28 protein-coding genes are annotated in these 23,928 nt (G+C 69.5%); 17 read left to right on the forward strand and 11 right to left on the reverse strand.

The genetic code is table 11. From position 1 onward, the window contains the following. Nucleotides 1–141: 141 nt before the first annotated feature. Nucleotides 142–1,071, reverse strand: a complete 930-nt coding sequence (locus BRESU_RS00760) for an electron transfer flavoprotein subunit alpha/FixB family protein (protein WP_013267570.1) — start codon at nt 1,069–1,071, stop codon at nt 142–144. Further along, nucleotides 1,072–1,836: an electron transfer flavoprotein subunit beta/FixA family protein gene (locus BRESU_RS00765; protein ID WP_013267571.1), complete on the reverse strand. Its 765-nt coding sequence runs from the start codon at nt 1,834–1,836 to the stop codon at nt 1,072–1,074. 111 nt (nt 1,837–1,947) lie between these two features. Here BRESU_RS00765 and BRESU_RS00770 point away from each other — a divergent pair, with 111 nt between their 5' ends. Then, a complete protein-coding gene (locus BRESU_RS00770) occupies nt 1,948–2,292 on the forward strand; it encodes a hypothetical protein (protein WP_013267572.1) in 345 nt (114 codons plus the stop codon). Between the two features lie 20 nt (nt 2,293–2,312). Here BRESU_RS00770 and BRESU_RS00775 read toward each other — a convergent pair whose 3' ends face one another. Together BRESU_RS00775 and BRESU_RS00780 are read right to left on the reverse strand one after the other, a co-directional pair. Next, complete coding sequence (locus BRESU_RS00775; RefSeq protein WP_013267573.1) at nt 2,313–3,203, reverse strand: alpha/beta hydrolase; 891 nt, start codon at nt 3,201–3,203, stop codon at nt 2,313–2,315. A gap of 47 nt (nt 3,204–3,250) precedes the next feature. Next, complete coding sequence (locus BRESU_RS00780) at nt 3,251–3,736, reverse strand: Fur family transcriptional regulator (protein WP_013267574.1); 486 nt, start codon at nt 3,734–3,736, stop codon at nt 3,251–3,253. Between the two features lie 111 nt (nt 3,737–3,847). Between BRESU_RS00780 and BRESU_RS00785 the strand changes: the two genes are divergently transcribed. Both BRESU_RS00785 and BRESU_RS00790 read left to right on the forward strand, forming a co-directional pair. Continuing rightward, on the forward strand, nt 3,848–5,887 hold the full coding sequence (locus tag BRESU_RS00785) for a TonB-dependent receptor (protein ID WP_013267575.1): 2,040 nt from the start codon (nt 3,848–3,850) through the stop codon (nt 5,885–5,887). 137 nt (nt 5,888–6,024) lie between these two features. Beyond that, nucleotides 6,025–6,828, forward strand: coding sequence for a SapC family protein (locus BRESU_RS00790; protein ID WP_013267576.1), 804 nt, complete (start codon nt 6,025–6,027; stop codon nt 6,826–6,828). Nucleotides 6,829–6,934: 106 nt separating this feature from the next. Here BRESU_RS00790 and BRESU_RS00795 read toward each other — a convergent pair whose 3' ends face one another. Beyond that, on the reverse strand, nt 6,935–7,342 hold the full coding sequence (locus BRESU_RS00795) for a hotdog family protein (protein ID WP_013267577.1): 408 nt from the start codon (nt 7,340–7,342) through the stop codon (nt 6,935–6,937). Further along, complete coding sequence (locus BRESU_RS00800) at nt 7,339–8,361, reverse strand: NADP-dependent oxidoreductase (RefSeq protein ID WP_013267578.1); 1,023 nt, start codon at nt 8,359–8,361, stop codon at nt 7,339–7,341. The genes BRESU_RS00795 and BRESU_RS00800 overlap by 4 nt, the downstream gene beginning before the upstream one ends. A 320-nt stretch (nt 8,362–8,681) precedes the next feature. Between BRESU_RS00800 and BRESU_RS16705 the strand changes: the two genes are divergently transcribed. After that, complete coding sequence (locus tag BRESU_RS16705; RefSeq protein ID WP_013267579.1) at nt 8,682–9,044, forward strand: hypothetical protein; 363 nt, start codon at nt 8,682–8,684, stop codon at nt 9,042–9,044. A gap of 83 nt (nt 9,045–9,127) precedes the next feature. Here BRESU_RS16705 and phyR read toward each other — a convergent pair whose 3' ends face one another. After that, nucleotides 9,128–9,925 carry an anti-anti sigma factor/receiver protein PhyR gene (gene phyR / locus BRESU_RS00810; RefSeq protein ID WP_013267580.1) on the reverse strand — a complete coding sequence of 266 codons (798 nt, stop codon included), beginning with the start codon at nt 9,923–9,925 and terminating at the stop codon, nt 9,128–9,130. 232 nt (nt 9,926–10,157) lie between these two features. Between phyR and nepR the strand changes: the two genes are divergently transcribed. From nepR to BRESU_RS00845, 7 genes are all read left to right on the forward strand, one after another. Further along, a complete protein-coding gene (gene nepR, locus BRESU_RS00815) occupies nt 10,158–10,370 on the forward strand; it encodes an anti-sigma T factor NepR (protein WP_013267581.1) in 213 nt (70 codons plus the stop codon). Then, the gene (locus BRESU_RS00820) at nt 10,367–10,984 is read left to right on the forward strand and encodes a sigma-70 family RNA polymerase sigma factor (RefSeq protein ID WP_013267582.1); all 618 of its coding nucleotides are present in this window, start codon (nt 10,367–10,369) and stop codon (nt 10,982–10,984) included. Before nepR ends, BRESU_RS00820 begins: the two co-directional genes overlap by 4 nt. 61 nt (nt 10,985–11,045) lie before the next feature. After that, nucleotides 11,046–12,821 (forward strand): sensor histidine kinase PhyK, encoded by a 1,776-nt coding sequence (gene phyK / locus BRESU_RS00825; protein WP_013267583.1) that lies wholly within the window; start codon nt 11,046–11,048, stop codon nt 12,819–12,821. 52 nt (nt 12,822–12,873) lie between these two features. Continuing rightward, the gene (locus BRESU_RS00830; RefSeq protein WP_013267584.1) at nt 12,874–13,011 is read left to right on the forward strand and encodes an entericidin A/B family lipoprotein; all 138 of its coding nucleotides are present in this window, start codon (nt 12,874–12,876) and stop codon (nt 13,009–13,011) included. Between the two features lie 128 nt (nt 13,012–13,139). Beyond that, nucleotides 13,140–14,801: an MFS transporter gene (locus BRESU_RS00835; RefSeq protein WP_013267585.1), complete on the forward strand. Its 1,662-nt coding sequence runs from the start codon at nt 13,140–13,142 to the stop codon at nt 14,799–14,801. Between the two features lie 182 nt (nt 14,802–14,983). After that, entirely contained in the window at nt 14,984–16,438 is a 1,455-nt protein-coding gene (locus tag BRESU_RS00840; protein ID WP_013267586.1) for an NAD-dependent succinate-semialdehyde dehydrogenase, read from the forward strand. Next, nucleotides 16,435–16,656, forward strand: a complete 222-nt coding sequence (locus BRESU_RS00845) for a hypothetical protein (protein ID WP_013267587.1) — start codon at nt 16,435–16,437, stop codon at nt 16,654–16,656. Before BRESU_RS00840 ends, BRESU_RS00845 begins: the two co-directional genes overlap by 4 nt. Here the strand turns inward: BRESU_RS00845 and BRESU_RS00850 are convergent. Next, nucleotides 16,631–17,107, reverse strand: a complete 477-nt coding sequence (locus tag BRESU_RS00850) for an Lrp/AsnC family transcriptional regulator (RefSeq protein WP_013267588.1) — start codon at nt 17,105–17,107, stop codon at nt 16,631–16,633. The two genes, BRESU_RS00845 and BRESU_RS00850, sit on opposite strands and share 26 nt — an antisense overlap. 118 nt (nt 17,108–17,225) lie before the next feature. On the opposite strand from BRESU_RS00850, the gene ald reads away from it, so the two are divergent. Continuing rightward, the gene (gene ald / locus BRESU_RS00855; protein WP_013267589.1) at nt 17,226–18,344 is read left to right on the forward strand and encodes an alanine dehydrogenase; all 1,119 of its coding nucleotides are present in this window, start codon (nt 17,226–17,228) and stop codon (nt 18,342–18,344) included. A gap of 3 nt (nt 18,345–18,347) precedes the next feature. Here the strand turns inward: ald and BRESU_RS00860 are convergent, their stop codons facing one another. Next, nucleotides 18,348–19,154, reverse strand: coding sequence for a hypothetical protein (locus BRESU_RS00860; protein WP_013267590.1), 807 nt, complete (start codon nt 19,152–19,154; stop codon nt 18,348–18,350). Between the two features lie 85 nt (nt 19,155–19,239). Between BRESU_RS00860 and BRESU_RS00865 the strand changes: the two genes are divergently transcribed. Together BRESU_RS00865 and arfB are read left to right on the forward strand one after the other, a co-directional pair. Continuing rightward, entirely contained in the window at nt 19,240–19,713 is a 474-nt protein-coding gene (locus tag BRESU_RS00865) for a YaiI/YqxD family protein (RefSeq protein ID WP_013267591.1), read from the forward strand. Next, nucleotides 19,710–20,111, forward strand: a complete 402-nt coding sequence (gene arfB, locus BRESU_RS00870) for an alternative ribosome rescue aminoacyl-tRNA hydrolase ArfB (RefSeq protein WP_013267592.1) — start codon at nt 19,710–19,712, stop codon at nt 20,109–20,111. The genes BRESU_RS00865 and arfB overlap by 4 nt, the downstream gene beginning before the upstream one ends. Here the strand turns inward: arfB and BRESU_RS00875 are convergent. Further along, nucleotides 20,077–21,231 (reverse strand): DNA cytosine methyltransferase, encoded by a 1,155-nt coding sequence (locus BRESU_RS00875; protein WP_013267593.1) that lies wholly within the window; start codon nt 21,229–21,231, stop codon nt 20,077–20,079. The two genes, arfB and BRESU_RS00875, sit on opposite strands and share 35 nt — an antisense overlap. Before the next feature lie 105 nt (nt 21,232–21,336). On the opposite strand from BRESU_RS00875, the gene BRESU_RS00880 reads away from it, so the two are divergent. Together BRESU_RS00880 and BRESU_RS00885 are read left to right on the forward strand one after the other, a co-directional pair. Continuing rightward, nucleotides 21,337–21,795 carry a hypothetical protein gene (locus BRESU_RS00880; protein ID WP_013267594.1) on the forward strand — a complete coding sequence of 153 codons (459 nt, stop codon included), beginning with the start codon at nt 21,337–21,339 and terminating at the stop codon, nt 21,793–21,795. A 17-nt stretch (nt 21,796–21,812) separates the two neighbouring features. Further along, nucleotides 21,813–22,271: a COG3650 family protein gene (locus BRESU_RS00885; RefSeq protein WP_013267595.1), complete on the forward strand. Its 459-nt coding sequence runs from the start codon at nt 21,813–21,815 to the stop codon at nt 22,269–22,271. A 3-nt stretch (nt 22,272–22,274) separates the two neighbouring features. Here BRESU_RS00885 and BRESU_RS00890 read toward each other — a convergent pair whose 3' ends face one another. After that, nucleotides 22,275–22,727 (reverse strand): hypothetical protein, encoded by a 453-nt coding sequence (locus BRESU_RS00890; RefSeq protein WP_013267596.1) that lies wholly within the window; start codon nt 22,725–22,727, stop codon nt 22,275–22,277. Nucleotides 22,728–22,774: 47 nt separating this feature from the next. On the opposite strand from BRESU_RS00890, the gene BRESU_RS00895 reads away from it, so the two are divergent. Next, nucleotides 22,775–23,878, forward strand: a complete 1,104-nt coding sequence (locus BRESU_RS00895; protein ID WP_013267597.1) for an acyltransferase family protein — start codon at nt 22,775–22,777, stop codon at nt 23,876–23,878. Nucleotides 23,879–23,928 lie beyond the last annotated feature (50 nt).

The following is a 23,928-nucleotide window of genomic DNA, read 5'->3' on the forward strand; positions in this document are numbered from 1 at the left end:
CAGCTCAGCAAGGCGATTAACGCGACACAGGCTCCGCCTGCGATGCCGACAATCAACCAGCCCTCCCATGTGCGCGGCAGCAGTGGCCCCCCTATGCCACGCATGAACCACCGATGGCTCGGGTTGCGCCGAAGCATCGCTCTAGCCCAGGGCGGACATCAGCTCCGGCACGATGGTCTTGTAGTCGCCGACGATGCCGTAGTCCGCGACCTGGAAGATCGGGGCGTCAGCGTCCTTGTTGATGGCGACGATGACCTTGGAGTCCTTCATGCCGGCCAGGTGCTGGATGGCCCCCGAGATGCCCACGGCGATGTAGAGACCCGGGGCGACGACCTTGCCGGTCTGGCCGACCTGGTAGTCGTTGGGAGCATAGCCGGCGTCCACGGCGGCGCGCGAGGCCCCGACGGCGGCCCCCAGCCGGTCGGCCAGGGGCTCGATCACGGCATGGAACTCCTCGGCCGAGCCCAGGGCGCGACCGCCGGAGACGACGATCTTGGCGGCCCCCAGTTCGGGACGGTCGGACTTGACCAGTTCCTCGCCGACGAAGCCGGCCTTGCCCGCATCGGTGCCCGTCACGGTCTCGACGGCGGCCGAACCGCCCTCCGCGGCCGGGGTGAAGGCCGTCGCGCGCACGGTGATGACCTTCTTGCCGTCCGAGGACTGCACGGTCTCCAGCGCGTTGCCGGCGTAGATCGGACGGATGAACGTGTCGCCCGAGACGACCTCGACGATGTCCGAGATCGGGGCCACGTCCAGTTTCGCGGCGATGCGCGGCATGAAGTTCTTGCCGTCCATGGTGGCCGGCGACAGCACGGCGTCATAGTCGGCCATCAGCGGCACGACCGTGGCCGTGACGGCCTCGGCCAGGGTGTGACCCAGCTCGCCGCTCTCGGCCAGCAGGACCTTGCGGACGCCCGCGATCTGCGCGGCCGCATCGGCGACGACCTTCGAGCCCTGGCCGACGACCAGGACGTCGACGTCGGGGCTCAGCGCGAGGGCGGCGGTGACCGTCTTGTGGGTGGTGTCGCGGACGTGAGTGGCGTCGTGATCGGCGATGACGAGAACGGCCATTTACAGGGCTCCCACGGTCTTGAGCTTGGACACGAGTTCGGCGGCGTCGGCGACCTTGATCCCGGCCGAGCGGACCGGCGGGGCGGTGACCTTGAGCACGGTCAGACGGTTGGCCGTGTCGACGCCGTAGTCGGCGACCGCCTTCATGGCGATCTCCTTCTTCTTGGCCTTCATGATGTTGGGCAGGGAGGCATAGCGCGGGGTGTTCAGGCGCAGGTCCACGGTGATGACGGCCGGCAGGGCCGCCGACAGGGTCTGGTTGCCGCCGTCGACCTCGCGGGTGACCTTGGCCTTGCCGTCCGCGATCTCGATCTTCGCGGCGAAGGTGGCCTGGGGCCAGTCCAGCAGGGCGGCCAGCATCTGACCCACGGCGTTGTTGTCGCCGTCGATCGACTGCTTGCCCATCAGGACCAGGTCCGGCTTCTCCTCGTCGACCACGGCCTTCAGCAGCTTGGCGACGGCCAGAGGCTCGAGGTCGGTGTCGGCCTGGATCAGGATGCCGCGGTCGGCCCCCATGGCCAGCGCCGTGCGGATGGTTTCCTGGGCCTGGGTCACGCCGATGGAGACGACCACGATCTCGGTCACGGTGCCGGCGGCGTGGTGCTCCTTGCCTTCCTTCAGACGAACCGCCTCCTCGACGGCGATTTCGTCGAACGGATTCATGCTCATCTTGACGTTGGCGAGATCGACGCCGGTCTGGTCGGCCTTGACGCGGGCCTTGACGTTATAGTCGATCACCCGTTTGACGGGGACGAGAACCTTCATGTTTGCCTGTCCATAGGATCGCCGGAATGTTGGCGCAGGGAATGGAACGGGCGAACCGGCCTGTCAACGTAACGTGGCGTGATCGGGCGTCGCACCGGGATATGATTTGAGATGAACCGCTTCCTGACCGCGCGCCGCATCGGCGGACTGTTCTTCGGCCTGTTCGCCCTGCTGATGGTGGGTCTGTTCGCTGTGCAGCGGTTCTACGTCGATCCGGAAGACAAATGCATCGACAGCGGGCGCTGGTGGTACGCCGAGGGGCGCGAATGCGTTCAGCCGATCTATCTGCCCGACATCACCAAGCGGCCGGCCGGGGTCAGCCGCGCCGAGGCGTCGGCCGAACAGAACCGTGAACTGGTCGCCATCGAGGATCGCCTGAAGCTGGAGCGGGACGCGCGCGCCGCCGCCATCCTGCGCGATCGCAAGGCCTATGAGGCCAGCCTGCCCAAGACCTGACGCCGGATCCCGGTGTCGCGTCAGACCGCCGCGTCGAACAGGGCGTCGCGCACCACGTCGGCCCGGGTCATGGGAAACAGATGCCCCGTGTCGGCCACGGTCTCGACCGAGACGTGCGGCAGGCCGCGCGGGTGGGCCGGGATCTGGGTGATCGAGCCCGTGGCGGCCTTCAGGATGCGGATGGGCTTGCGATAGGTCCGCATCGCGCGCCATGGGTCGTGACCCTGGGACACGAAGTTCGAGGCCTCCCAGGCCGGGGCGCAGCTCAGGGCAAAGCCCTCGTCCGCGGCGGTCAGGCCGTCGGCCAGATAGTCGACCAGCACCGTATCCGGCCAGCCCTTGAAGGCCCCGCGCCCGCGATAGGCGGCCAGGGCCTGTTCGCGGCTGTCGAAGACGGCGCGGCGTCGACGGGCGCTCTTCACCAGCGGAATGCGGTCGCTGAAGCGGCGCAGCAGGGGCGTGCGGAACAGCACGTTGGTCAGCCCGCCCCAGATCACCGGATCGAACAGGACCAGCTGCGACACCCGGTCGGGGCGCTCGGCGGCGGCCAGCAGGCTGGACGTGCCGCCCATCGAATGCCCGGCCATGACCACCGGCGGGCCCGGGAAGGCGTCCAGCAGCGAGATCAGGTCGTCGCGGTGATCGTGCCAGGCGCGTCGGCCGTCCATGGCCGTCGGCAGCCGGGTCGCCCCGTGGCCGCGCAGATCGGGGGCGAGGATCCGCAACGACGAGGCCAGCGGGGCCAGGATGGAGCGATAGGTGACGGCGTTGAAGCCGTTGGCGTGGCTGAAGACAAGGTCCACCGGGCGCTTCGGATCGCCGAAGTCCAGCACCGCCATGGTTCCACCGCCCCATCGGTTATCGATGGGAACGCTCAGGCGACGTGGCGGGAAGAGCCGGGCGGCGTCCATGGACAGAACCTAGGGAGTCGCAGGGCCGGACGCCAGCGAGGAAGACCCTATGCGGCGACCCGGCACGCCGGGCATCGGCCGTGGCCCTCGATGGTGGTCCGTTCCAGCAGATAGCCCGACGCGGTCGCGGCCTGCTGCAGGGCCTCGCCCTGCGGCGGGGTCACCTCCTCGGTCGCGCCGCAGCAGTCGCAGATCAGGAAGGCCGCGGCATGGGCGCGGTCGCCCACCGAACAGGCCACATAGGCGCTGATCGACGCGATCCTGTGCGCCATGCCCTGCTTTTCCAGGAACTCCAGCGCCCGATAGACGGTCGGCGGCTTGGCGGCGGTGCCGTCGGTGCCGAACCGGGCGATCAGGTCATAGGCCTTCACCGGCTCGCCCGCGTCGAGCAGCAGCTCCAGCACGCGGCGGCGCGGCGCGGTCATCCGCTCGCCTTCGGCCACGCAGCGGCTTTCGGCCAGGTCGAGGGCGCGGCCGACCTCGGTGGCCGTCAGGCCGCCCGGGGCATGGTCGTGATCGCAGGAGGAACCCATGGGCCACAGCTAGGGCGGGACGGCGACAACCGCAACCATGGCCGCTTGACGGAGCGTGATGTTATCTCATAACACAAACCACGAGCCCTCCCCGCTTCCGGACCCCACGCCATGCCCACTGCCCGCACCTCCCTTCGCGTCCTCCTGTCCACCGCATCCGCCTGGACGGCCCTCGCCGGCGTGGCGGCCGCCCAGTCCGCACCCCGTGCGGACCAGGTGGACGACATCATCGTCACGGCCGCGCCCTATGGCGTCAGCCAGCGCGCCTCCGTGATCGCCACCGACGTGGTGGACGAGCAGGCCCTGGCCGTGGCCCCGGCCCAGTCCCTGGGCGACCTGCTGTCCAGCCAGCCCGGCCTGCGCTCGACCAGCTTCGCGCCGGGGGCCAGCCGCCCCGTCATCCGGGGTCTGTCGGGACCGCGCGTCCAGGTGCTGTCGAACGGCATCGGCCTGATCGACGCCAGTTCGGTCTCGCCCGACCACGCGGTGGCCACGGACCCGGCCGAGGCCAGCCGGATCGAGGTGGTGCGCGGACCCTCCACCCTGATCTATGGCGGATCCGCCATCGGCGGCGTCGTCAACATCATCGACGGACGGGTGCCGAGCGAGCAGCCGGAGGGCGGCGTCGACGGCGTGATCTCGACCCAGGCCTCCAGCGTCGACGACGGCCGGTCGATCTTCGGTCGCCTGACGTTCGGGGCGGGGCCGTTCGTCTTCAACGTCGACGGCGTCGATCGCCGGACCGACGACTATTCCATCCCCTCGCCGTCGCTGTCGGCGCGCAAGGCCGCGCTGGACGGCGTGGCGCGCGACGACAACGACACCCAGCCCAACAGCGCGACGGAACTGCAGGCCTGGGGCGCCGGCGGCTCATATGTCGGCACCAAGGGCTTCATCGGGGCCTCCTACAAGGAGACCGACAGCCAGTACGGCACGGTGGCCGAACCCGACGTCTTCATCCAGCTGAACCAGACGCGCGAGGACGTCCGGGGCGAGTACCGCTTCGACGCCGGCCCCTTCTCGGCCCTGCGCGGCAACTACGGCCATGCCGAATACACCCACACCGAGTTCGAGGGTCCGGGCGAACCGGGCACCATCTTCAACTCCGACGGCCAGGAAGGCCGGATCGACCTGGTCCAGCGCGAGCGGCCGGTCGGCGAGACCGGGGCCTGGAACGGCGGCATCGGCGTCCAGGCCCTGTCCCGCGACTTCTCCGCGATCGGCGACGAGGCCTATGTGCCGTCGACCCACATCGAGGAACAGGGGATCTATGCGATCCAGCGCTATGACCGCGGCGCGACCGGGTTCGAGGGCGGCCTGCGCTTCGACCGCCGCACCCTGACCGCCACGCCGCTGGGCACGACGACCGAGATCGAGCGCGAGTACGACAACGTATCGGCCTCCATCGCCGCCTTCGCCCGGCCGGCGCCTGGCCTGTTCGTGGCCCTGAGCCTGGCCCGCAACGAGCGCGCGCCCAGCGAGGTCGAGCTGTTCGCCGACGGGCTGCACATAGCCACGGCTGCCTACGAGACGGGCGATCCGACCCTCGACACCGAGAAGGTCACGACCCTCGAGGGCACGATCCACTATGCAAAGGGCGCGTTCGAGGGCGACCTGCACGTCTATGGCTCGCGCTATGACGGCTTCATCGACGAGCGGCCGACCGGCGCGATCTTCTCGGACGGCGGCGAGGACTTTCCCGTCTTCCAGTTCATCCAGACCGACGCGGAATTCTATGGCTTCGAGGCCGAGGGCTCCTATGCCGTCTGGTCCAGCGGCGACCGCACCGTCTCGCTGGAAGGCCAGGTCGACTATGTCCATGCCGACACCGACCTGGGGCCCGCGGCCCGCATTCCTCCGTATTCGGTCACCGGGCGCGTCGCCTATGCCTCGACGGCCTTCGACGCCGGGCTGGAGGTGCGCCACGTCGGCGAGCAGGACGAGCTGGCCGCGTTCGAGATCGGGACCGACAGCTATACCCTCGTCAACCTGACCGGTGCCTGGCGTCCGCTGGCCGATCGCAACGTCACGGTCTTCGCCGAGGCGCGCAACCTGACCGACGAGGAGGCCCGCGAGCATGTCTCCTTCCTGAAGGACATCGCGCCCATGCCGGGCCGGAACCTGCGCGTGGGGGTCGCCTACCGGTTCTGAACCGTGATCGCCCGGGGAAAAACGACGAGGCGAGATGCCCTGCCGCGTGAATCCGGCAGGGCATCTGCGCCCCCGTTTGCCCGAACCGGCGTGTTCGGCTAGAAGCGCGCCTTCCCGCAATTCCAGAGCCCGCGTCCATGACCGACACCACCACGTCCGCCCCGAACGGCATGCCCCAGCTGGACGGCAACGTCCTGTTCTATGCGCAGCCGGAGCCCCTGTCGGCCGAACTGCACGGCAAGCTGGGCGTCAATGCGCTGGACAAGCCCTATGCCTTCGTCGGCGCCTCGCACGTCGTGCCGATCACCGTGACCGAGTTTGCGCCGGGCGCCCTGTCCTACCCGATCGTCTTCTTGGGCGAGACCAAGCAACCGTGCGCCGTCATGGGCCTGCGCCAGGGCGAGAACCTGTACGTCAGCGCCGCCGGTGACTTCCGTCCCGAGGCCTACATCCCGGCCTATGTCCGCCGCTATCCGTTCGTGTTCGCCAACGACGCCGATCAGGGTCGCCTGATCCTGTGCATCGATCGCGCCGCGCCCTTCATCGCCGAGGGCGGCAGCGTGCCGCTGTTCGAGAACGGCCAGCCGACCGAATACGTCACCCAGGCGATGGAGTTCTGCAACAACTTCGAGCAGGAGCGCCAGCGCACCGACAGCTTCGTCGCCCTGCTGACCGAACTGGACCTGTTCGACGTGCGCGAGGCCGTGTTCACGCCGCGCGACGAGAAGGGCAACCCCGGTCAACCGCAGAAGCTGGCCGACTATTTCGCCGTGTCGGAAGAGAAGCTGAAGGCCCTGTCGCCCGAGAAGCTGGCCGAGCTGCGCGACAACGGCGCCCTGGGCCAGATCTACGCCCACCTCGTGTCGCTGCTGGGCTGGGACCGCCTGATCGCCCTGGCCTTCCAGCGCGCGTCCGAAATGCCGACGGCCGCGAACGCCTGAAAACGAGGCAGTAGGCAGTAGGCAGTAGGGAGTAGGCAGTAGAAGGCGTCGATCGCAGACCTGCCTTGCTTCTATTCCCTACTGCCTACTGCCTACTGCCTACTGCCTACCTTCTGACGAACAGCCCGCGCGTCAGGCACGAGAAGACCAGCCGGCCGCCCTCGTCGAGCAGGTCGTGCTGGGCGATGACGATGCCCTTCTCGTCCCCGACCGGATCCTTGCCCATGACCGTCATCCGGCCGCGCAGAAGCTCGCCGGCCGGCGGATTGCGCATGTAGCGCAGGCCGTCGACCGCCAGCAGCTTGGACTGGGCCCAGCCCGCGGACTTGTCCGACTGCAGCCGGCTCCACAGCGCATAGACCAGGGCGTCCGGCGCGCCATAGGCCAGGTCCCAGCCCGGCGCGAAATGGGTCACGAACACCTCGATGGCCGCCTCGTCCACGGCGCAGGCCCCCAGCTGGAGCACCTGGCCGATCTCGAGATCCTCGAAATGGACGTGAAGCGGATCGCTCACGAGGCGGGTTCCTCGGACACCCGGACCAGCAATTTGCCGTCGTGGTCGCCGGTGAACAGCCGGTTCAGCGAGGTGACCGCCCCCTCGAGGCCGTCGTCGACATGGACCTTCCACTTGACCTTGCCCGAGGCCAGCCAGGGACCGAGCTCGGCCACCATTTCCTTCGCGCGAGGCGCATAGTCCATGACGAGGAAGCCCTGGACGGTCATCCGGTGGGTGATCAGGCGGCTGAGGTCCGGCGACGGCGGACGTTTCGTGGCGTTATAGGCCGAGACCATGCCGCACACCGCCATCCGGGCCTTGAGGTTCAGCCGGTTCCAGACCGCGATCATGATGTCGCCGCCGACGTTCTCGAAATTCAGGTCGATGCCGTCCGGGCACAGCCGGTCGAGCGCCTCGCCCACATCCTCGTTCTTGTAGTCCACGGCTCCGTCGAAGCCGAGCTCCTCGACCAGCCAGCGGCATTTCTCGGGGCCGCCCGCGATGCCGATGACCCGCGCGCCGCGCTGTTTGGCGACCTGACCGGCGATCGAGCCCACCGCGCCCGCGGCGGCGGAGATGACCATGGTCTGGCCGGGCTCGGGCCGCAGCACGTCGGTGACGCCGAAATAGGCCGTCATCCCGGTCATGCCCATGACCGACATGTTCGCCGTCAGCGGCAGGCCGGGCGCGCGGTGGACCTTCGAGACGGCGCTGTCGGCGACGACGCCGTAGTCGCCCCAGCCGCCCATCGCGGTCGAGACGATGTCGCCCTCCGCGAACCGGCCGGACCGCGACTGCTCGACCACGCCCAGGGTCAGGCCGCGCATGACGTCGCCCAGCCCGACCGGCGGCAGATAGCCGACGGCGTCGTTCATCCAGGTGCGGTTGGTCGGGTCCAGCGAAAGATAGATGGTGCGGATCAGGACCTGACCGTCTTCCAGATCCGGCACCGGATGGGTGACCAGCTCCAGATCGGCGTCCTGCACCAGACCCTGCGGCCGCTGGCGCAGGACCCACTGGCGGTTCATGAGGGCCATGGTCGTCTCCCGGTTGGTTTCTTTTGCAGACCCATCATGGCCCAGCCGGACCCTGAGGCCAAAGAAAAAGGCGACCCGATCCGGGTCGCCTTCAAGGTGGCATCATCGAGAATGAGGCGCGGAGGCGGCAAGGACTGGCACGGGGCCGGTCCAAGTCGGGGGGGCGTCGCCGCCTCCGCAGAGGGATAACCGCACAACGCCGAGACGGTTCCAGCGCGTGCGATCTTTTTCGATTCATCCACGAACGCCCGCCGGATCAGGAACGGTGACGCTTTCATGGCGTTGTCTGTCCGACCCTTTTGGCCAGACCGGAGCCCCTGATGTCCCACGACGACCCCCATTCCGAAGCCGCCGACGCCGTGCACGAAGGCCGGCCGGTCGAAGCCCAGTATACCAAGCAAGGCAAGGGCGGACGGCGTATCAGCACCGAAATGGCCATCGCCATCGGCCTGACCGTGATCGGGTTCCTCGTCGTGTTCCTGTTCTTCAGCGGCGCGTTCAACCGCCCCGGCAACGATGACGACGACAACCAGGTCAGCCAGGCCCAGGCGTTCGACGTCGGCGACGGCGTCGCGACGGCCGATGCGCCCACGACCGCGACCGGAGAGCCGACCAACCCGCCGACCGGCGAGGCCCCCAACGTCAATGCCCCGACGGTTCAGGTCGCCCCGTCCTCCAACTGAGGACGCAGCTTCTCCTGCAATGAGAAAACCCCGCCGGTGCGAACCGGCGGGGTTTTTTGTCGTGTCGGAGAGTTCGCCTGGGATCAGGCGGCTTCCCGGGTCTGGCGCGTAGGGTGGAAGAACAGGGCCTGGCTGATCGCCGCCTTCACCGTTTCCGGCTGGAACGGCTTGGTGATCAGGAAGGTCGGCTCGGGGCGTTCGCCGGTCAGCAGCCGCTCGGGGAAGGCGGTGATGAAGATCACCGGCACGTCGAACCGCTTCAGGATATCCTTGACGGCATCGATGCCCGACGAACCGTCGGCCAGCTGGATGTCGGCCAGAACCAGACCCGGACGATGACGGGCGACGGCATCGACCGCCTCGTCATGCGTCGTCGCGGTCGCGGTCACGTTGTGACCCAGCTCGCGGACCAGGCTTTCAATGTCGGCGGAGATGATCGCCTCGTCCTCGATGATCAGGACGTCGGTGGCCAGTTCGGCATCGATCTCGGCCTGGGCGTCGGCGATCAGGCGTTCGACGCCCTGCGCATCCGCCGACAGGATCTGGGCCGCCTCGGACGGGGTGAACCCTTCCAGAGCGGTCAGAAGGAAGGCCTGGCGCGACTTGGGGGCGATGCGCATTAGGCGGCTGGAGGCGTCGGTGCCGTCGCCCATGCCGCTGGTGTCTTCCAGCTGCGCCCCGGTCGAGGACCAGATGGCGTGGAACACATGATACAGGGCCACCCGCGGCGTCATGTCCGGCGACAGCTGCCGCTCTCCGGCGGCCAGGGCTTCCAGCGCGACGCGGACGTAGTTGTCGCCCGTCGCCTGATCGCCGGTGAGCGCCCGCGCATAACGACGGACATAGGGCAGGTGCGGCGCAAGTCTGGCCAGAAGGCTCATTCAGGTAGTCCCCGACTAATCGATTTTGCCACCCGTTCCCGGGCGGGCGTGAAGGGCAGAACGTATCCGTGCTGCAACGGTTCCCGTGACACAAGCCAGCTTGACCATTAAATGCCGTTAACCCCGGAACCGGGGTCAAGCCATGACGTTCAGCGGGTCGAAGCAACGACAAGCCGGTGTCAGTCGGCGGCGCGCATTCATCATCGAGATCAACATTGGCGGCCTGTAATTCATGATCGACACACCCGACCAGGGGCGCAAGCCTGCCGCGGCCAAGACCAGTGCCGGAGAACCGCCTCTGGAAGAGGCGCGTCTTCGCCAGCAGGCGATCGGGGTCAAGCTGCGCCACATGTTCGACGAGGTCGTGAACGAGCCGGTGCTGGACGAGTTCCTGGAGATCCTGCGCCGCGCCGATGAGCGCAAGGCCGGGGGAGACAAGGCGTGAGCGTCGGTACCCCGCGCTCGACCGCGCCCAAGCCGCCGTCCGCCGACGACGAGGGCTTCAAGCGCGAGCTGGTCCAGCTGATCCCTCACCTGCGCGCCTTCGCCCGGACCCTGACGGGCGATCCGACGGCGGCCGACGACCTGGCCCAGGACGCGATGATGAAGGCCTGGGACGCGCGCGCCAGCTACCAGATGGGCACGAACATGAAGGCCTGGACCTTCATGATCCTGCGCAACCAGTTCTATTCCGAGAAGCGCCGGTCCTGGCGGTCGACCCAGCTCGACCAGGAAGCGGCCGAGCGGACCCTGGTCGCCGTGGACGATCCGGAAGCCCCGGTCGCCCTCGACGAGCTGCGTCAGGCCCTGAACACCCTGCCCGAGGAACAGCGCGAGGCGCTGATTCTGGTCGGTGCCGGCGGCTTCGCCTACGAGGAAGCGGCTGAGATCTGCCAGTGCGCGGTCGGCACGGTGAAAAGCCGGGTCAGCCGGGCCCGCAAGGCGCTGCAGGCCACGCTTGAACGCGGCGGATACGGCCGCGACGGCCGGGCCGCCGGTGACGCCATGCGCTCCATCCTGGCCGACGCGGACCGTCTGAGCAGCGCGAGCCGGGGCTGACCGGATGGCTGAAAGCGGCCCGGTCGCGGGGCCTCGTCTCTCGTCGCGGGTTCCGCGCTCGATGAAGCGGTTCCTGACGCGTTCGCCCCGGTTTCAGGGCATCCGGTTCCGCATGGGCATGGCCATGGCCATCGCCCTGCTGCCCATCCTCGTGCTGGGTGCGGTCCAGGCCCAGGACGAATTCAGACGCCAGTCGATCGATCGCCAGGCGGACCTGCAGCAGGCGGCCGGACGCGCCGCGATGACGGCCAAGGCGCGGCTGGACACGGCCACCGTGCTGCTGGAGGCGCTCGCACCCGAGGGCAACGGCCCCGCCTGCGCCGAACGCCTGTCCTCGCTGGTGGACCGGGTCGAGGGCTTCCAGGCCCTGTACCGGGTCGGAACGGGCGGCGCGTCCGTCTGTGGCGGGGCGGTCGAGGGCGCGGCGGCCGACGTCGATTTCCGCGACGAAGTCTGGTTCCAGCGCCTGAGACGGGGCGAGACCATCACCGTGGGGCAGGCCACGCGCGCCGTCAGCTTCACCCCCGCCCTGATCGTCGGCGTGCGCTGGGAACGCCCCCGCGGCGTGTTCGCCGGGGCCATGGCGGCCGTTCTGCCGCTGCAGGACCTCCAGCCCGACCTCGCCGACCGCTCCCTGCCCGCCGGGGCCCAGGCCGCCCTGACCGACGAGGCCGGCCAGGTGCTGGTCGCCACCGACGCCCGGGCCTTCGACCTGCGTCGGGGCGAGACGCTGCTGGGGTGGGTCGAGCGCGCCCGCCAGGGCGAATCCGCCACCTTCGACGCCTGGGACGCGACCGGGGAGCACCGCGACTACGCCGGTGCCGCCCTGGCGGGACGCGATGTCTATGTGGTGGTCTCGGCCCCTTCCCCCGGCCTGCTGTCCTGGGCGCGGCTGAACCCGATCGGCGTCCTGCTGCTGCCTCTGGCGGCCTGGCTGACGGCGTTTGCGGCGGTGATGCTGGTGTCCGAGCGGATCGTCATCCGCTGGCTGGACTATCTGGAGCGCATCGCCTCCTTGTATGCTCGCGGTCGCTATTCGGTGCGTCCGGTCCAGGCGGCCAATGCCCCGTCCGAGATCCGGGTGCTGGCCTCGACCCTGGACAGTCTGGCCGACGCCATCTCGACGCGCGACGGCTCCCTGAACGAAAGCCTGGCGGAAAAGGACGCGCTGATGCGCGAGATCCATCACCGGGTGAAGAACAACCTGCAGATCATCTCGTCCTTGCTGTCCATGCAACAGCGGGCGCTAAAGGACGAACCCGCGAAGGTGGCCCTGGGCGACACGCGCCAGCGGATCTCCGCCCTGGCCCTGATCTATCGCACCCTCTACCAGTCCGACGACATCCGTCACGCCGATGCCCGCGACTTCATCAACGAGCTGGTGGGACAGCTGGTGGCGGCCGAGTCCGGCCGGGGTCCCCTGGTCACCAGCGCGATCGACGCCGACAGCCTGGTCGTCGATCCCGACAAGCTGGCCCCCCTGGCGCTTTGGCTCGTCGAGGCTGTCTCCAATGCCCAGAAACACGCGTTCGCCGGTCGCGGCGGGGCGCTCCAGGTCCGTTTCCGCGTCCATGGCGACACCAGTGTACTGGAGGTCGAGGACGACGGGCCGGGGCCGCAGGAGGAGCCCGGCAAGGCCGGTGTCGGCCGGACCCTGATGGGGGCCTTCGCCAAGCAGCTGCGGGGCGAGGCGGAACTGATCCCCGCCCCCGGGGGCGGGACGATCGCGCGGATGGTCTTCGCCACGCCCGAAGCGGTGCGGCCCACCGACCCGCAGGATCTGGAACGCAGCGATGCCGTGGTGCGGCCGGGAACCCTGACCCGCACACGGCGTTGATCTGGCGAACCGGCGATCCGTCCCCGCCGCCCGGATTTTCAGGAGTATTCCCATGCGCAAGATTTTCGTTCTGGTCGCCGCCGCCGCCGCTCTGACCACCGCCGCCTGCAACACCGTCGCCGGTGCCGGCCGCGACACCCAGGCCGCCGGATCGGCCGTCACGGGTGCCGCCGAGGCCGCCAAGAACTAGGCCGTCTTCCTCCCCGAAGCTTGAGCCCCGTCGTTCACCGGCGGGGCTTTCGCTTGTCCGCCGCCCGGGTGTGACGCTAGATCGGGGCGAAGGGTGTCCATCAGACGACGCCCGCGGGAAGGGACACGATGAGCGAAACGGCCACGAAGGATGCGGGCGGGCCAGGCCTGAAGACGGTCGTGGGGGCCTCGGCGGCCGGCACGGCGTTCGAATGGTATGACTTCTTCATCTTCGGATCGCTGACCACGATCATCGCCCGGCATTTCTACGCCGACGTGGGCGAGGCGACCTCCTACATCCTGGCCCTGCTGACGTTCGGCGTCGGCTTCGTGGTCCGCCCCCTGGGGGCCCTCGTGTTCGGCTGGTTCGGCGACAAGACCGGGCGCAAGACGACCTTCCTCGTCACCATCTCGCTGATGGGCGTGGCCACCGTCGCCATCGGCCTGCTGCCCGACTACGGCCAGATCGGGATCATCGCCCCGATCCTGCTGCTGACGCTCCGGGTGCTGCAGGGCTTCGCCCTGGGCGGCGAATACGGCGGCGCGGCCATCTATGTCGCCGAGCACGCGCCGGCGAAGAAGCGCGGCTTCCTGACCGGCTGGATCCAGACCACCGCCGCGATCGGCCTGATCATGGCGCTCAGCGTCATCCTGATCACCCGCGTGATCCTGGGCGTCGAGGCTTTCGACGAATGGGGCTGGCGGATTCCGTTCCTGCTGTCGTCGCTCCTGCTCATCATCAGCCTGTGGATCCGGCTGAAGCTGCACGAGAGCCCGGCGTTCAAGCGGATGGTCGCCGAGAGCACCGAACGCCAGGCTCCGTTCCGGGAAAGCTTCGGCACCTGGAAGGTCGGCAAGTTCGTGCTGATCGCCCTGGTCGGCATCATGTTCGCGCAAGGGGCCGTCTGGTACGCGGGCTATTTCTACACCCGCTTCTTCATGGAGCGGGTGCTGAAGGTCGACGTCGGCACCGTCGACGGCCTGATCCTGGCCATCACCCTGGCCTCGGCCTTCCTCTATGTCTTCTTCGGCTGGCTGTCGGACCGGGTCGGACGCAAGCCCGTCATGGTGGGCGGCATGGTGCTGTTCCTGCTGGCGGTCTTCCCCGGTTTCCACGCCCTGACCAACGCCGCCAACCCGGCGCTGGCGCAGGCCCAGGCGTCCTCGCCCGTGACCGTGATCGCCGATCCGGCCACCTGCGCGGTGCAGTTCGATCCCGTCGGCAAAACCGCCTTCGCCTCGTCCTGCGACCTCGCCAAGTCGGTGCTGTCCAATGCCGGGGTCAGCTATGACAATCTGGCCGCCGCGCCCGGTTCGGTCGCCTCGGTCCGCATCGGCACGGTCGAGGTCGCCTCGGTCGACGGCACCGGTCTCGAGGCCGCCGCCCTGAAGACCGCCCGCACCGACGTCGAGACCCGCGTCAAGGCGGCCCTGACCGCAGCCGGCTATCCCGCCACGGCCGATCCGGCGGGGATCAACCTGATCGCCGTCTTCGGCATCCTGATGGTCTTCATGGTGGCCGCCACCGCCGTCTACGGGCCCCAGGCCGCGGCCCTGGTCGAGCTGTTCCCGACGCGGGTGCGCTATACGGCGATGAGCCTGCCCTACAACGTCGGCACCGGCTGGGTCGGGGGCCTGTTGCCGGCCGCCAGCTTCGCGCTCGTGGCCTGGTCAGGGAACATCTATTTCGGCCTGTGGTATTCGGTGGCCTTCACGGCGGTGGCGGCCGTCGTGGCCCTGATCTTCCTGCCCGAAACCCGGGGTCGCGACCTGAACACCATCGGCGACTGAGGCGTTAGGTCTGGCGAATGCGTTTCTCCCTCCCCCTGCGGGGGAGGGTGGTCGCGAAGCGACCGGGTGGGGGCGGCAAGGTAAAGCCCCCCGATGTGTCGCCGAGCCCTCCCCACCCCGTCGATGCTTCGCATCGACGACCCTCCCCCGCTGGGGGAGGGAGAAGAACGAGGATACCTCCCATGAACACCGCCGCCCGCGACGCCGGTCTGAAGCTCCTGCGTGAGCACGCCCTCATTGCCGGCGCGGCGATCCCCGCCGGGGCGAATGGCATCGCCGTCGACGATCCCGCGACCGGCGAGATCCTCGGCCACATCCCCGACCTCGGCGTGGCCGAGACCGACCGGGCCATCCAGGCCGCGCATGACGCCTTCCCCGCCTGGTCCCGGTCCGACCCGCACAAGCGCGCCGCCTTCCTGCGCGAATGGGCCCGGCTGATCGACGAGAACACCGAGGGCCTCGGGGCCCTGATGGCGCTCGAGAACGGCAAGCCGTTCGAGGAGGCCAAGGGCGAGGTGACCTACGCCAACGGCTTCATCAAATGGTTCGCGGGCGAGGCCGAACGGATCCTCGGCGAGACCCAGGACACCCCGCTGGGCCACGTCATCCTGACCTTCCGCGAGGCCGTCGGCCCCTGCGCCCTGATCACCCCCTGGAACTTCCCCGCCGCCATGCTGACGCGCAAGCTGGGCCCGGCCTTCGCGGCCGGCTGCACCGCCGTGGTCAAGCCGGCCAGCCAGACCCCCTTCACCGCCATCGCCTTGGCCGAACTGGCATACCGGGCGGGCCTGCCGAAGGGGGCGCTCAGCGTGATCACCGGCGATGCGGCCACCATCGGCGGCGTCCTGACCGCCTCGCCCCTGATCCGCAAACTGTCCTTCACCGGCTCGACCCCGATCGGCCGCAAGCTCGCCGAGCAGTGCGCGCCTACCCTGAAGCGGGTGTCGATGGAGCTGGGCGGGGCCGCCCCCCTGATCGTGTTCGAGGACGCCGACTTAGACTTGGCCGTGGCCGAGACCATCAAGGGCAAGTTCCGCAACGCCGGCCAGACCTGCGTCTGTCCCAACCGCGTCTATGTCCAGGCCTCGGTCGCCGAGGCCTATGCGACCAAGCTCGCCGCCGAGGTCGCGAAGATCCCCGTCGGCCCTGCCTTCGAGGACGGCGTCAAGGTCGGCCCCCTGATCGAGGACAAGGCCATCGCCAAGGTCGAGGATCACCTCTCCCGCGTCCAGACCTCGGGTGGTCGGGTCCTGACCGGCGGCGCGCGCCACGCCTTGGGCGGCCGCTTCTTCCAGCCGACGGTCACGCTCGGGGGCGACGACGAGCTCTTCCGCCACGAGGAGACCTTCGGCCCCCTGATCCCCGTCTTCCCGTTCGACACCGAGGAAGAGGCGCTGGGCAAGGCGAACGACAGCGAGTTCGGCCTCGCCTCCTATCTGTTCACCCGCGACCTCGACCGCGCCATGCGCATCGGCCGCCACATCGAGGCGGGCATGATCGGAATCAACACCGGCCTGATCTCCACCGCCGTCGCCCCCTTCGGCGGAGTCAAGCAGTCCGGCTACGGCCGCGAGGGCTCGATCCACGGGATCGACGAATACGTCGACATCAAACAGGTCACCCTGGCGCTGAAGTGAAGTCCGGCCGCCGGCTGAAGCCGCTCGTCTGGCCGCTCGTCCTGCTGGTCGCGGGCGGGGCGACGGCCCTGCTGGCCGAGGCGACCGCGCGATCGGTCGAAACGGTCACCCTCTACGGCACGATCAGGCTGGTCAGCGATCTGGTGCTGCTGATCGCGGCGGTCTGGCTGGTGATCGGTCTGGTCCGCGTGATCAAACCGGCAGGGCCCCGCGCTTGACCACCGTCCGCATGGCGACGCTGGACGACACCCGCGTCACCCCCGGAATGGTCGTCAGGGCCTTGGCGTGGACCCGCTCCAGATCGTCGACGTCCCTCACCACCAGCCGCAGCAGATAGTCGGACCCACCTGTCATCAGATAGCATTCGACGACCTCGGGCACGGTGGCGATGGCGGTCTCGAAGGCGGTCAGGGCGCTCTCGGCCTGGGACGACAGGGTCACGGTCACGAACACGCTGATCGGCAGGCCCACGGCCCGTTCGTTGATGATCGCGGCATAACGGCTGATCACCCCGGCGGTCTCCAGCGCCCGAAGCCGGCGCAGGGAGGCGCTTTCGGACAGGGCGACCGCCCGGGCCAGATCGGTATTGCTCATCCGCCCGTCGGCCTGGAGCGCGCGGAGCATCTTTCTGTCGGTGGCATCCAGCGCCACGGCGGATACGGTCTTCATTATCGCTCCAGACGCAAGGTTCTGCGAGTTTACGCCGATCAGTCAGCGAAAAGAACAGGAACCTGCGATCGGCCCGGCGCTATTTTCCGCCTAACCCCATTAGAGGCGAGGAAACCCCATGCGCGTCGGCGTCCCCAAGGAAATCAAGAAGAACGAACACCGCGTCGGCCTGACGCCCACGGCCGTCCGCGAATACGTCGCCCACGGTCACACGGTCTCGGTCCAGACGGGGGCCGGCCTCGGCGCCGGCTTCACGGACGAGGACTACACGCGCGCCGGGGCCGAACTGGTCGCCGACGCCCCGACCATCTTCGCCAACGCCGACATGATCGTGAAGGTGAAGGAGCCCCAGAAGGTCGAGTGGGAGATGCTGCGCGAGGACCAGATCCTCTACACCTACCTGCACCTGGCCCCCGATCCCGAGCAGACCAAAGGGCTGCTGGCCTCGAAATGCGCCGCCGTCGCCTATGAGACCGTCACCGACGCGCGCGGCGGCCTGCCCCTGCTGGCCCCGATGTCCGAGGTCGCCGGCCGGATCGCCGTCTTCTCGGCCGCCGAGACCCTGCTGAAGCACAACGGCGGCATGGGTCTGCTGTTCTGCGGCGTCCCCGGCGTCGCCCCGGCCCGCGTCCTGGTGCTGGGCGGCGGGGTCGTCGGCCTGAACGCCGCGCGCATGGCCATGGGCCTCGGCGCCGAGGTCGTGGTGCTGGAGCGATCGATCCCGCGCATGGCCTATATCGACGAGGTCACCAACGGCCGCGTCATCACCCGCTATTCCTCGATCGGCGCAATCGAGGAGGAGATCGTCAAGGCCGACGTGGTCATCGGCGCGGTCCTGGTGCCCGGTGCCGAGGCACCGAAGCTGATCAAGCGCGAGCACCTTGCCCGGATGAAGCCCGGCAGCGTCCTCGTCGACGTCGCCATCGACCAGGGCGGCTGTTTCGAGACCAGCCACGCCACGACCCACGAGGATCCGACCTACACGGTCGACGGCGTCGTCCACTACTGCGTCGCCAACATGCCGGGCGCCGCGCCGCGTACCTCGTCCGAGGCCCTGAACAACGCCACCCTGCCGTTCGGCCTGGCCCTGGCCGACCACGGTCTGGAGGCGCTGAAGAAGGACCCGCATCTGGCGCGCGGCCTGAACGTCCTGAAGGGCGAGATCACCTATCCGGCCGTCGCCGAGGCCATGGGCCTGTCCTGGTCCGACCCGTTCGGCGTCTGGGCCAAGGGCTGAGCCTCAGGCGAGTATCGAGACGCCGGCGGCCCCCAGGTCGCCGGCGGTTTCTGCAATGGCCCTGTCGACGCCATCCGAGGCCTTGAGCGCCTCGTCGGCATCCGCGCCGAGGGACGGATTCACCTTCGCCTCCTGGACCGCGCGCCGGGCCAGGCTCTTGAGGATCGCCGCCAGCTCGCGCACGCCCGACAGGAAGTCGCGGTCCGCGTCCTGATCGGCGCCGCGTCGGCTGGCCTCCGCTCCCCGGGCCAGCGCCGCCTCGGCCATGCGCCGATAGGGGTCGGACGTCGCCCCGCGCTCGTCCGCCCCGCCGCCGTCCTTCGACGGATCGGTACCGGCTTCGTCGGGTGAACCGTCATCGGTCGTCGGCGCAGGGCTTTCGCCCCCGGCTTCCGCGCCGGGCGGACCCGCCGCCGAGGCCGCGCCCTCTGGCGTGACGGACGGCCCGCTGGAGGGCGTGTCGGCCGGGGTGCCGGCGTCCAGGCCGGCGGTCGATCCGCCGGCCCCGCCGTAGGCCTTGATCGCCGCCTTCAGTTCCCGCGCGATCTGGGCCAGGGCCTTGGGATTGGCGGCCGCACTCATCTGCATCATCTTCAGCCGCGCCTTCAGCTGCTCGACCTTCTTCCTGGCCTGCGCCTTTCGCTCCTCGGCGGCCGCACCCGTCCGGCCCGCGCCGTTCGCCTTCAGCGTCTCCACGGCCGACCGGGCCTCAGCCAGACGCGCGCGATCGCGCTCGGCGACCTTCTGCTCGCGCGCGGAAACCTGGGCCGCGGGCAGCGGCGTCGTCGAGGTCGGGGTCACGGCCGTCATGGGGTCAAGGCTGGGCCGGGCCGCTTAAGGCCGTGTGAAGGCGCGGAGCCTTCTCGCACCGACACAGGCGGGCTATCGTGCCGCCATGGCCCCCCGCATCTTCATCGACGCCGACGCCTGTCCGGTGAAGGACGAGGTCTATCGCGTGGCCGAACGCTACGGCCTGCACGTCTTCGTCGTGTCCAACAGCTGGATCAACACGCCGCGCCACAGCTGGATCGAGCAGATCGTGGTCGATGCCGGCCCAGACATCGCCGACGACTGGATCGCCGAGCGGGCCGGGCCCGGCGACATCGTCGTGACCTCGGACATCCCCTTGGCCGACCGCTGCCTGACGGCGGGCGCCCAGGCGCTGAAATCCAACGGCCAGCCCTTCACCCCGGATTCGATCGGCTCGGCCTTGGCCGGACGAATGGTGGGCGAGCATCTGCGCTCCATGGGCGTGGCCACCTCGGGCCCGCCGCCGTTCGGTCCCCGGGACCGTTCCGCCTTCCTGCAGGCACTGGACCAGGCGGTGGTGCGGGCCCGGCGCGTGGCGCCCGCACGCCCGGCACCGTGACCGTCATCCCCGAGGATGAGCTGGAATTCCGCTTCTACCGGGCGGGGGGTCCGGGCGGGCAGAACGTCAACAAGGTCTCGACCGCGGTCCAGATGCGGTTCGACGTCGTCAACTCGCCCTCGCTGCGCGATCCGGTCAAGCAACGGTTGATGAAGCTGGCCGGAAGCCGGCTGACGCTGGACGGGGTCATATTGATCACCGCCGTCCGCCACCGGACCCAGGAGCGCAACCGCGCCGACGCCGTCGCCCGGCTGCAGGAGATGGTCGATCAGGCGTCGATCGCCCCCACCTACCGCGTCCCGACCCGCCCGACGCGGGCGTCAAAGGAACGCCGTCTGGACGGCAAGGCCAAGCGCTCGGGCATCAAGTCGGGCCGGGGAAAGCCGACGCTGGACTGACGGCGCGGCCCTCCAGCGCCGGGCGCAGCAGGCCGTCGCTCAGCGCCCGCACGACCGGCACAGCCACCGCATCCCCCATCAGCTTCAGCGCCGCCGTCTCGCCCTTCGGCAGGACATAGCTGTCCGGCAGCCCCATCAGCCGGGCGGCCTCCCGGCCGGTCAGGCGGCGGGCACGGACGACGCCGGCCTGGCACACGATCAGATACTGGCGCGAGGATCCGCCCGACGGCGTGCGCAGACAGCCCGCCAGGCCGTCGAACCGCAACTCCAGACGCTGGACCTTCTGCCCCCGCTCGACCCGGACCCGCCGAAAGCCGGCCGCGACCCGCCGCTCGCCGGAGGCCCGGGCGGCCTCCAGCCGGTCGCGGTGCAGGGGGGCGGTCAGGGCCATCAGGGCCCCGGTCTGCGCCGGCGTGAACCAGTCCACCGCCGTGTCCGGCTCCAGCAGAGCGGCCAGATCGAGATTGCGCCGGGGCGGCGCGGGCAGCGACCACCAGACCCAGGCCGCCTGCGCCCGCTGCGAAAGCCGTGTCCGGGCCGCGACCACCCGCGCGGAATGGAAGGGACCGACCGGGCCGGATGCCACCGGCCCCGACAGGCCCCGCATGGCAACGATGAACAGCCGGGGCCGGGACTGCGGCAGCCAGTGGGCCGCGTCCATCTCCAGCGCGCCGACGCGGTAACCCGCCCCGGCCAGGACGTCGCAGATCGTGCCGAAATCCTGCCCCTGCCCGGAGGTCAGCAGACCGGCAACGTTCTCGATGACGATGACCGGCGGCGCGCGCCCCTCCGTCTCCAGCGCCTCGATCAGCCGCCAGAACCCCCAGAAGGCCCCCGACCGCCGCGCGTCCAGCCCCCCGCGCGCGCCCGCCAGGCTGACGTCCTGACAGGGGGACGAGGCCCAGGCCAGATCGGCTCGCCCGGGCAGGTCGCCGGCGTCGAGGGTCCAGACGTCCCCGACATGGATGTCTCCCGCGTGGTTGGCCCGCCAGCTCGCGGCCTTGGCCCTGTCCATGTCGTTGGCGAACAGGGTCCGGAAGCCGTGCAGGCCCAGACCCGCCAGGCCGCCGCCGGCGAAGAACTCATAGACCGCGGGGGCCGGGCGCGCGCGAATCGACATCCGGCGACGTTAGGCGCCCGAACCTGACGACGCGACACCCCCCGCTTGACCCGGGCCGAACAAGCTGTGTTGTCTGAACGAACGTCGTTTCGAAAAGGACTCTCAATGCGCCTGATCCTGTTGCCCGTCCTGTCCATCCTCGCCCTGTCCGCCTGCGCCGAAGCGGCCGAGCCGGCCGAAGCGCCCGCCGCGCCGGTCCAGGCCGCCACCCTCGGCAGCTTCGATCTGGCCCAGCCGATCCGCGCCATGGGGACCGAGCCCTTCTGGACGGTCGATGTGGCGGGCGGGACCATCGCCTGGCGCGACGAATCCGATCTGGTCGGCGATGTACCCACGCCGCGCTCGGGCCCTGCGGGGGCCCCGGCGATCAACGGCGCGACCGCTGTCTGGACGACACAGCTCAGCGACGGCACTCCCCTGGTGCTGACCCTGACGGCCGAGGCCTGCCCCGACACCGGCGAGGAGACCCGCGCCCTGAAATCCGTCGTCCAGATCGGCGACGTCCGCCACGAGGCTTGCGCAGACGCACGGAGCGTCTATCCCGAGGACAGTCCCACGACCTGATCCTCAGGAGAGTTCCGATGCGCGCCTCGATCCCGGCCCTGACCCTCGTTCTCGCGCTCGGCGCATCGCTGGGCGGATGTTCAGCGGGCTCGGACGACACCGGCGAGGCGGCGCCCGCCACGGCTCCGGCCCCGGTGGTGATCGGCGGGATCGATCTGGTCCAGCCGCTGCGGGTTCTGGGCACGGAGCCGTTCTGGGCGATCGACGTGGCGCACGAGACCCTGGTCCTGACCCGGCCGGGCGTCGCCGACGTCACGGCCCCCACCTCCGACCCCGTGGTGACCGGCACCACGGCCGTCTACAGCGGCACGACCAACACGGGCCAGACGCTCGTCATGACGCTGATCGCCACCGAATGTTCGGACGGGATGAGCGACCGGATCTATCCGCTGACGGCCAAGGTCGAACTGGGCGAGGAGACCCTCAACGGCTGCGGAAACACGATCCTGGCCCTGTCGCAGGCCCCCGCCCCCTAGGCCTCAGGCGTCGCCGAGCAGCGGTCCCACGCCCGGCACGCTGCGCACGGCCTCGCCCAGCACGTCGCGTCCGGTCAGGGCCCGGACACGATCGCGCGCGGCGGGCAACAGCCGCTTGAGATCGGCCTTCGACACCCCGACGTCCTCCAGTTGGTCCAGCAGGCCCATGGCTTCAGCGACGGCCTTGCCGGACAGGCCGCCCGCGCCCGCGATCAGTCCGCCGAACAGCCCGCGTTTCGAGCGGGCCGCGCCCTCCGACCGGGCGGCGGCCTCCGCCCCTGGAACGGCGTCGAACAGGGCGACCACGGTCTCGCGCGCTGCATGGCGATCGAGCAGGCCCAGCGCGCCGGTCAGGGCGACGCGCGCCTGATCCTGGGACAGGCCGGAGTCGCCGGCGCTGAGCACGGTCAGATCGTCAAAGGTGAGGTCCTGCAGCATGGAGTCGCGGGCTATCATGGCTGTTTTAACGCTTCCCGAACCGGTGCGGGTGCAAACATTCGCCCATGACACCCGGTTCCGCACCCGCCGACCTGCGCCCCCTGACCGCCCTGCGTTTCTTCGCGGCCGCCTGGGTGGCACTCTATGCCTTCTGGCCCAACCTCGATGTGGCCGTGGTGCCGACCCTGGTAACCAAGGGCTATCTGGGCGTCGAACTGTTCTTCGTGCTGTCGGGCTTCATCCTCAGCCACGTCTATCTGGCGGCGCACGGCGAGAAGCGATTCAGCTACGGGACCTTCCTGTGGGCGCGGATCGCCCGGGTCTATCCGCTGCACGTCGCCACCCTGATCGGCGTGGGCGTTCTGGGCCTGGCGGCGGTCGCCCTGGGCATGGCGATCGACGGCAACATCCTCAGCTGGCCCTCGCTGCCGGCCAACCTCCTGCTGCTGCACGCCTGGGGCCTGGCCCCGCAGGCGGGCTGGAACCACTCGTCCTGGTCCATCTCGGCGGAATGGTTCGCCTATCTGGCCTTCCCGGCCTTCGCCTTCGTGGCCTGGCGGCTGCGCGATCGGCCGGTCCTCGCCCTGGTCGGGGCCGCCGTCTTCATGATCGGCCTCTATGCCGCCTTCGAGGCGCTGGCAGGCTTTTCCCTGACCGAGGCGACCATCCGCTGGGGAGCCCTGCGGATCGTGCCGTGCTTCGCCCTGGGGTGTGCCCTCTACCTGGTTCATCGGCGATCAAGCCTGCCGCGGCCCGGCTGGATCTCGGCCGCCTGCGTCCTGGCCATGGCCGTCGCCGGATCCCTCGGGACCCCGGACGGCGTGGTGGTCCTGTTCGGCGGCGGCCTGATCCTGGCGCTGGCGTCCCTGCCCAACACCGGCTGGCTGGCGTCGCGCCCTGCGGTCTATCTGGGTGAGATCAGCTATGCCGTCTATATGGTGCTGGTGCCCTGGCAGTTGCTAGCGGTGAATCTGGCGGCCCGGGTCAGCGGAGCCGAGGACAAGAAGCTTCAACTTTTCGTGTGGCTGGCCGTGGTTCTGGCCCTGCCGATCGTGGCGGCCATCGCCTATCACCTGGTCGAACACCCCGCCCGGCGGGCCCTGCGCGGTCTCGCCGAGCGCCGGGCCGACCGTAACAGGCAGCGTCAACAGGCCGCCCAGCTCGCCTGACGCGGGTGGTTCACGGCTCGTAAACTATCGTCTAGGGATAGTGCGGGCGT

The sequence above is a fragment of the Brevundimonas subvibrioides ATCC 15264 genome, assembly GCF_000144605.1.
Lineage (GTDB): Bacteria > Pseudomonadota > Alphaproteobacteria > Caulobacterales > Caulobacteraceae > Brevundimonas > Brevundimonas subvibrioides.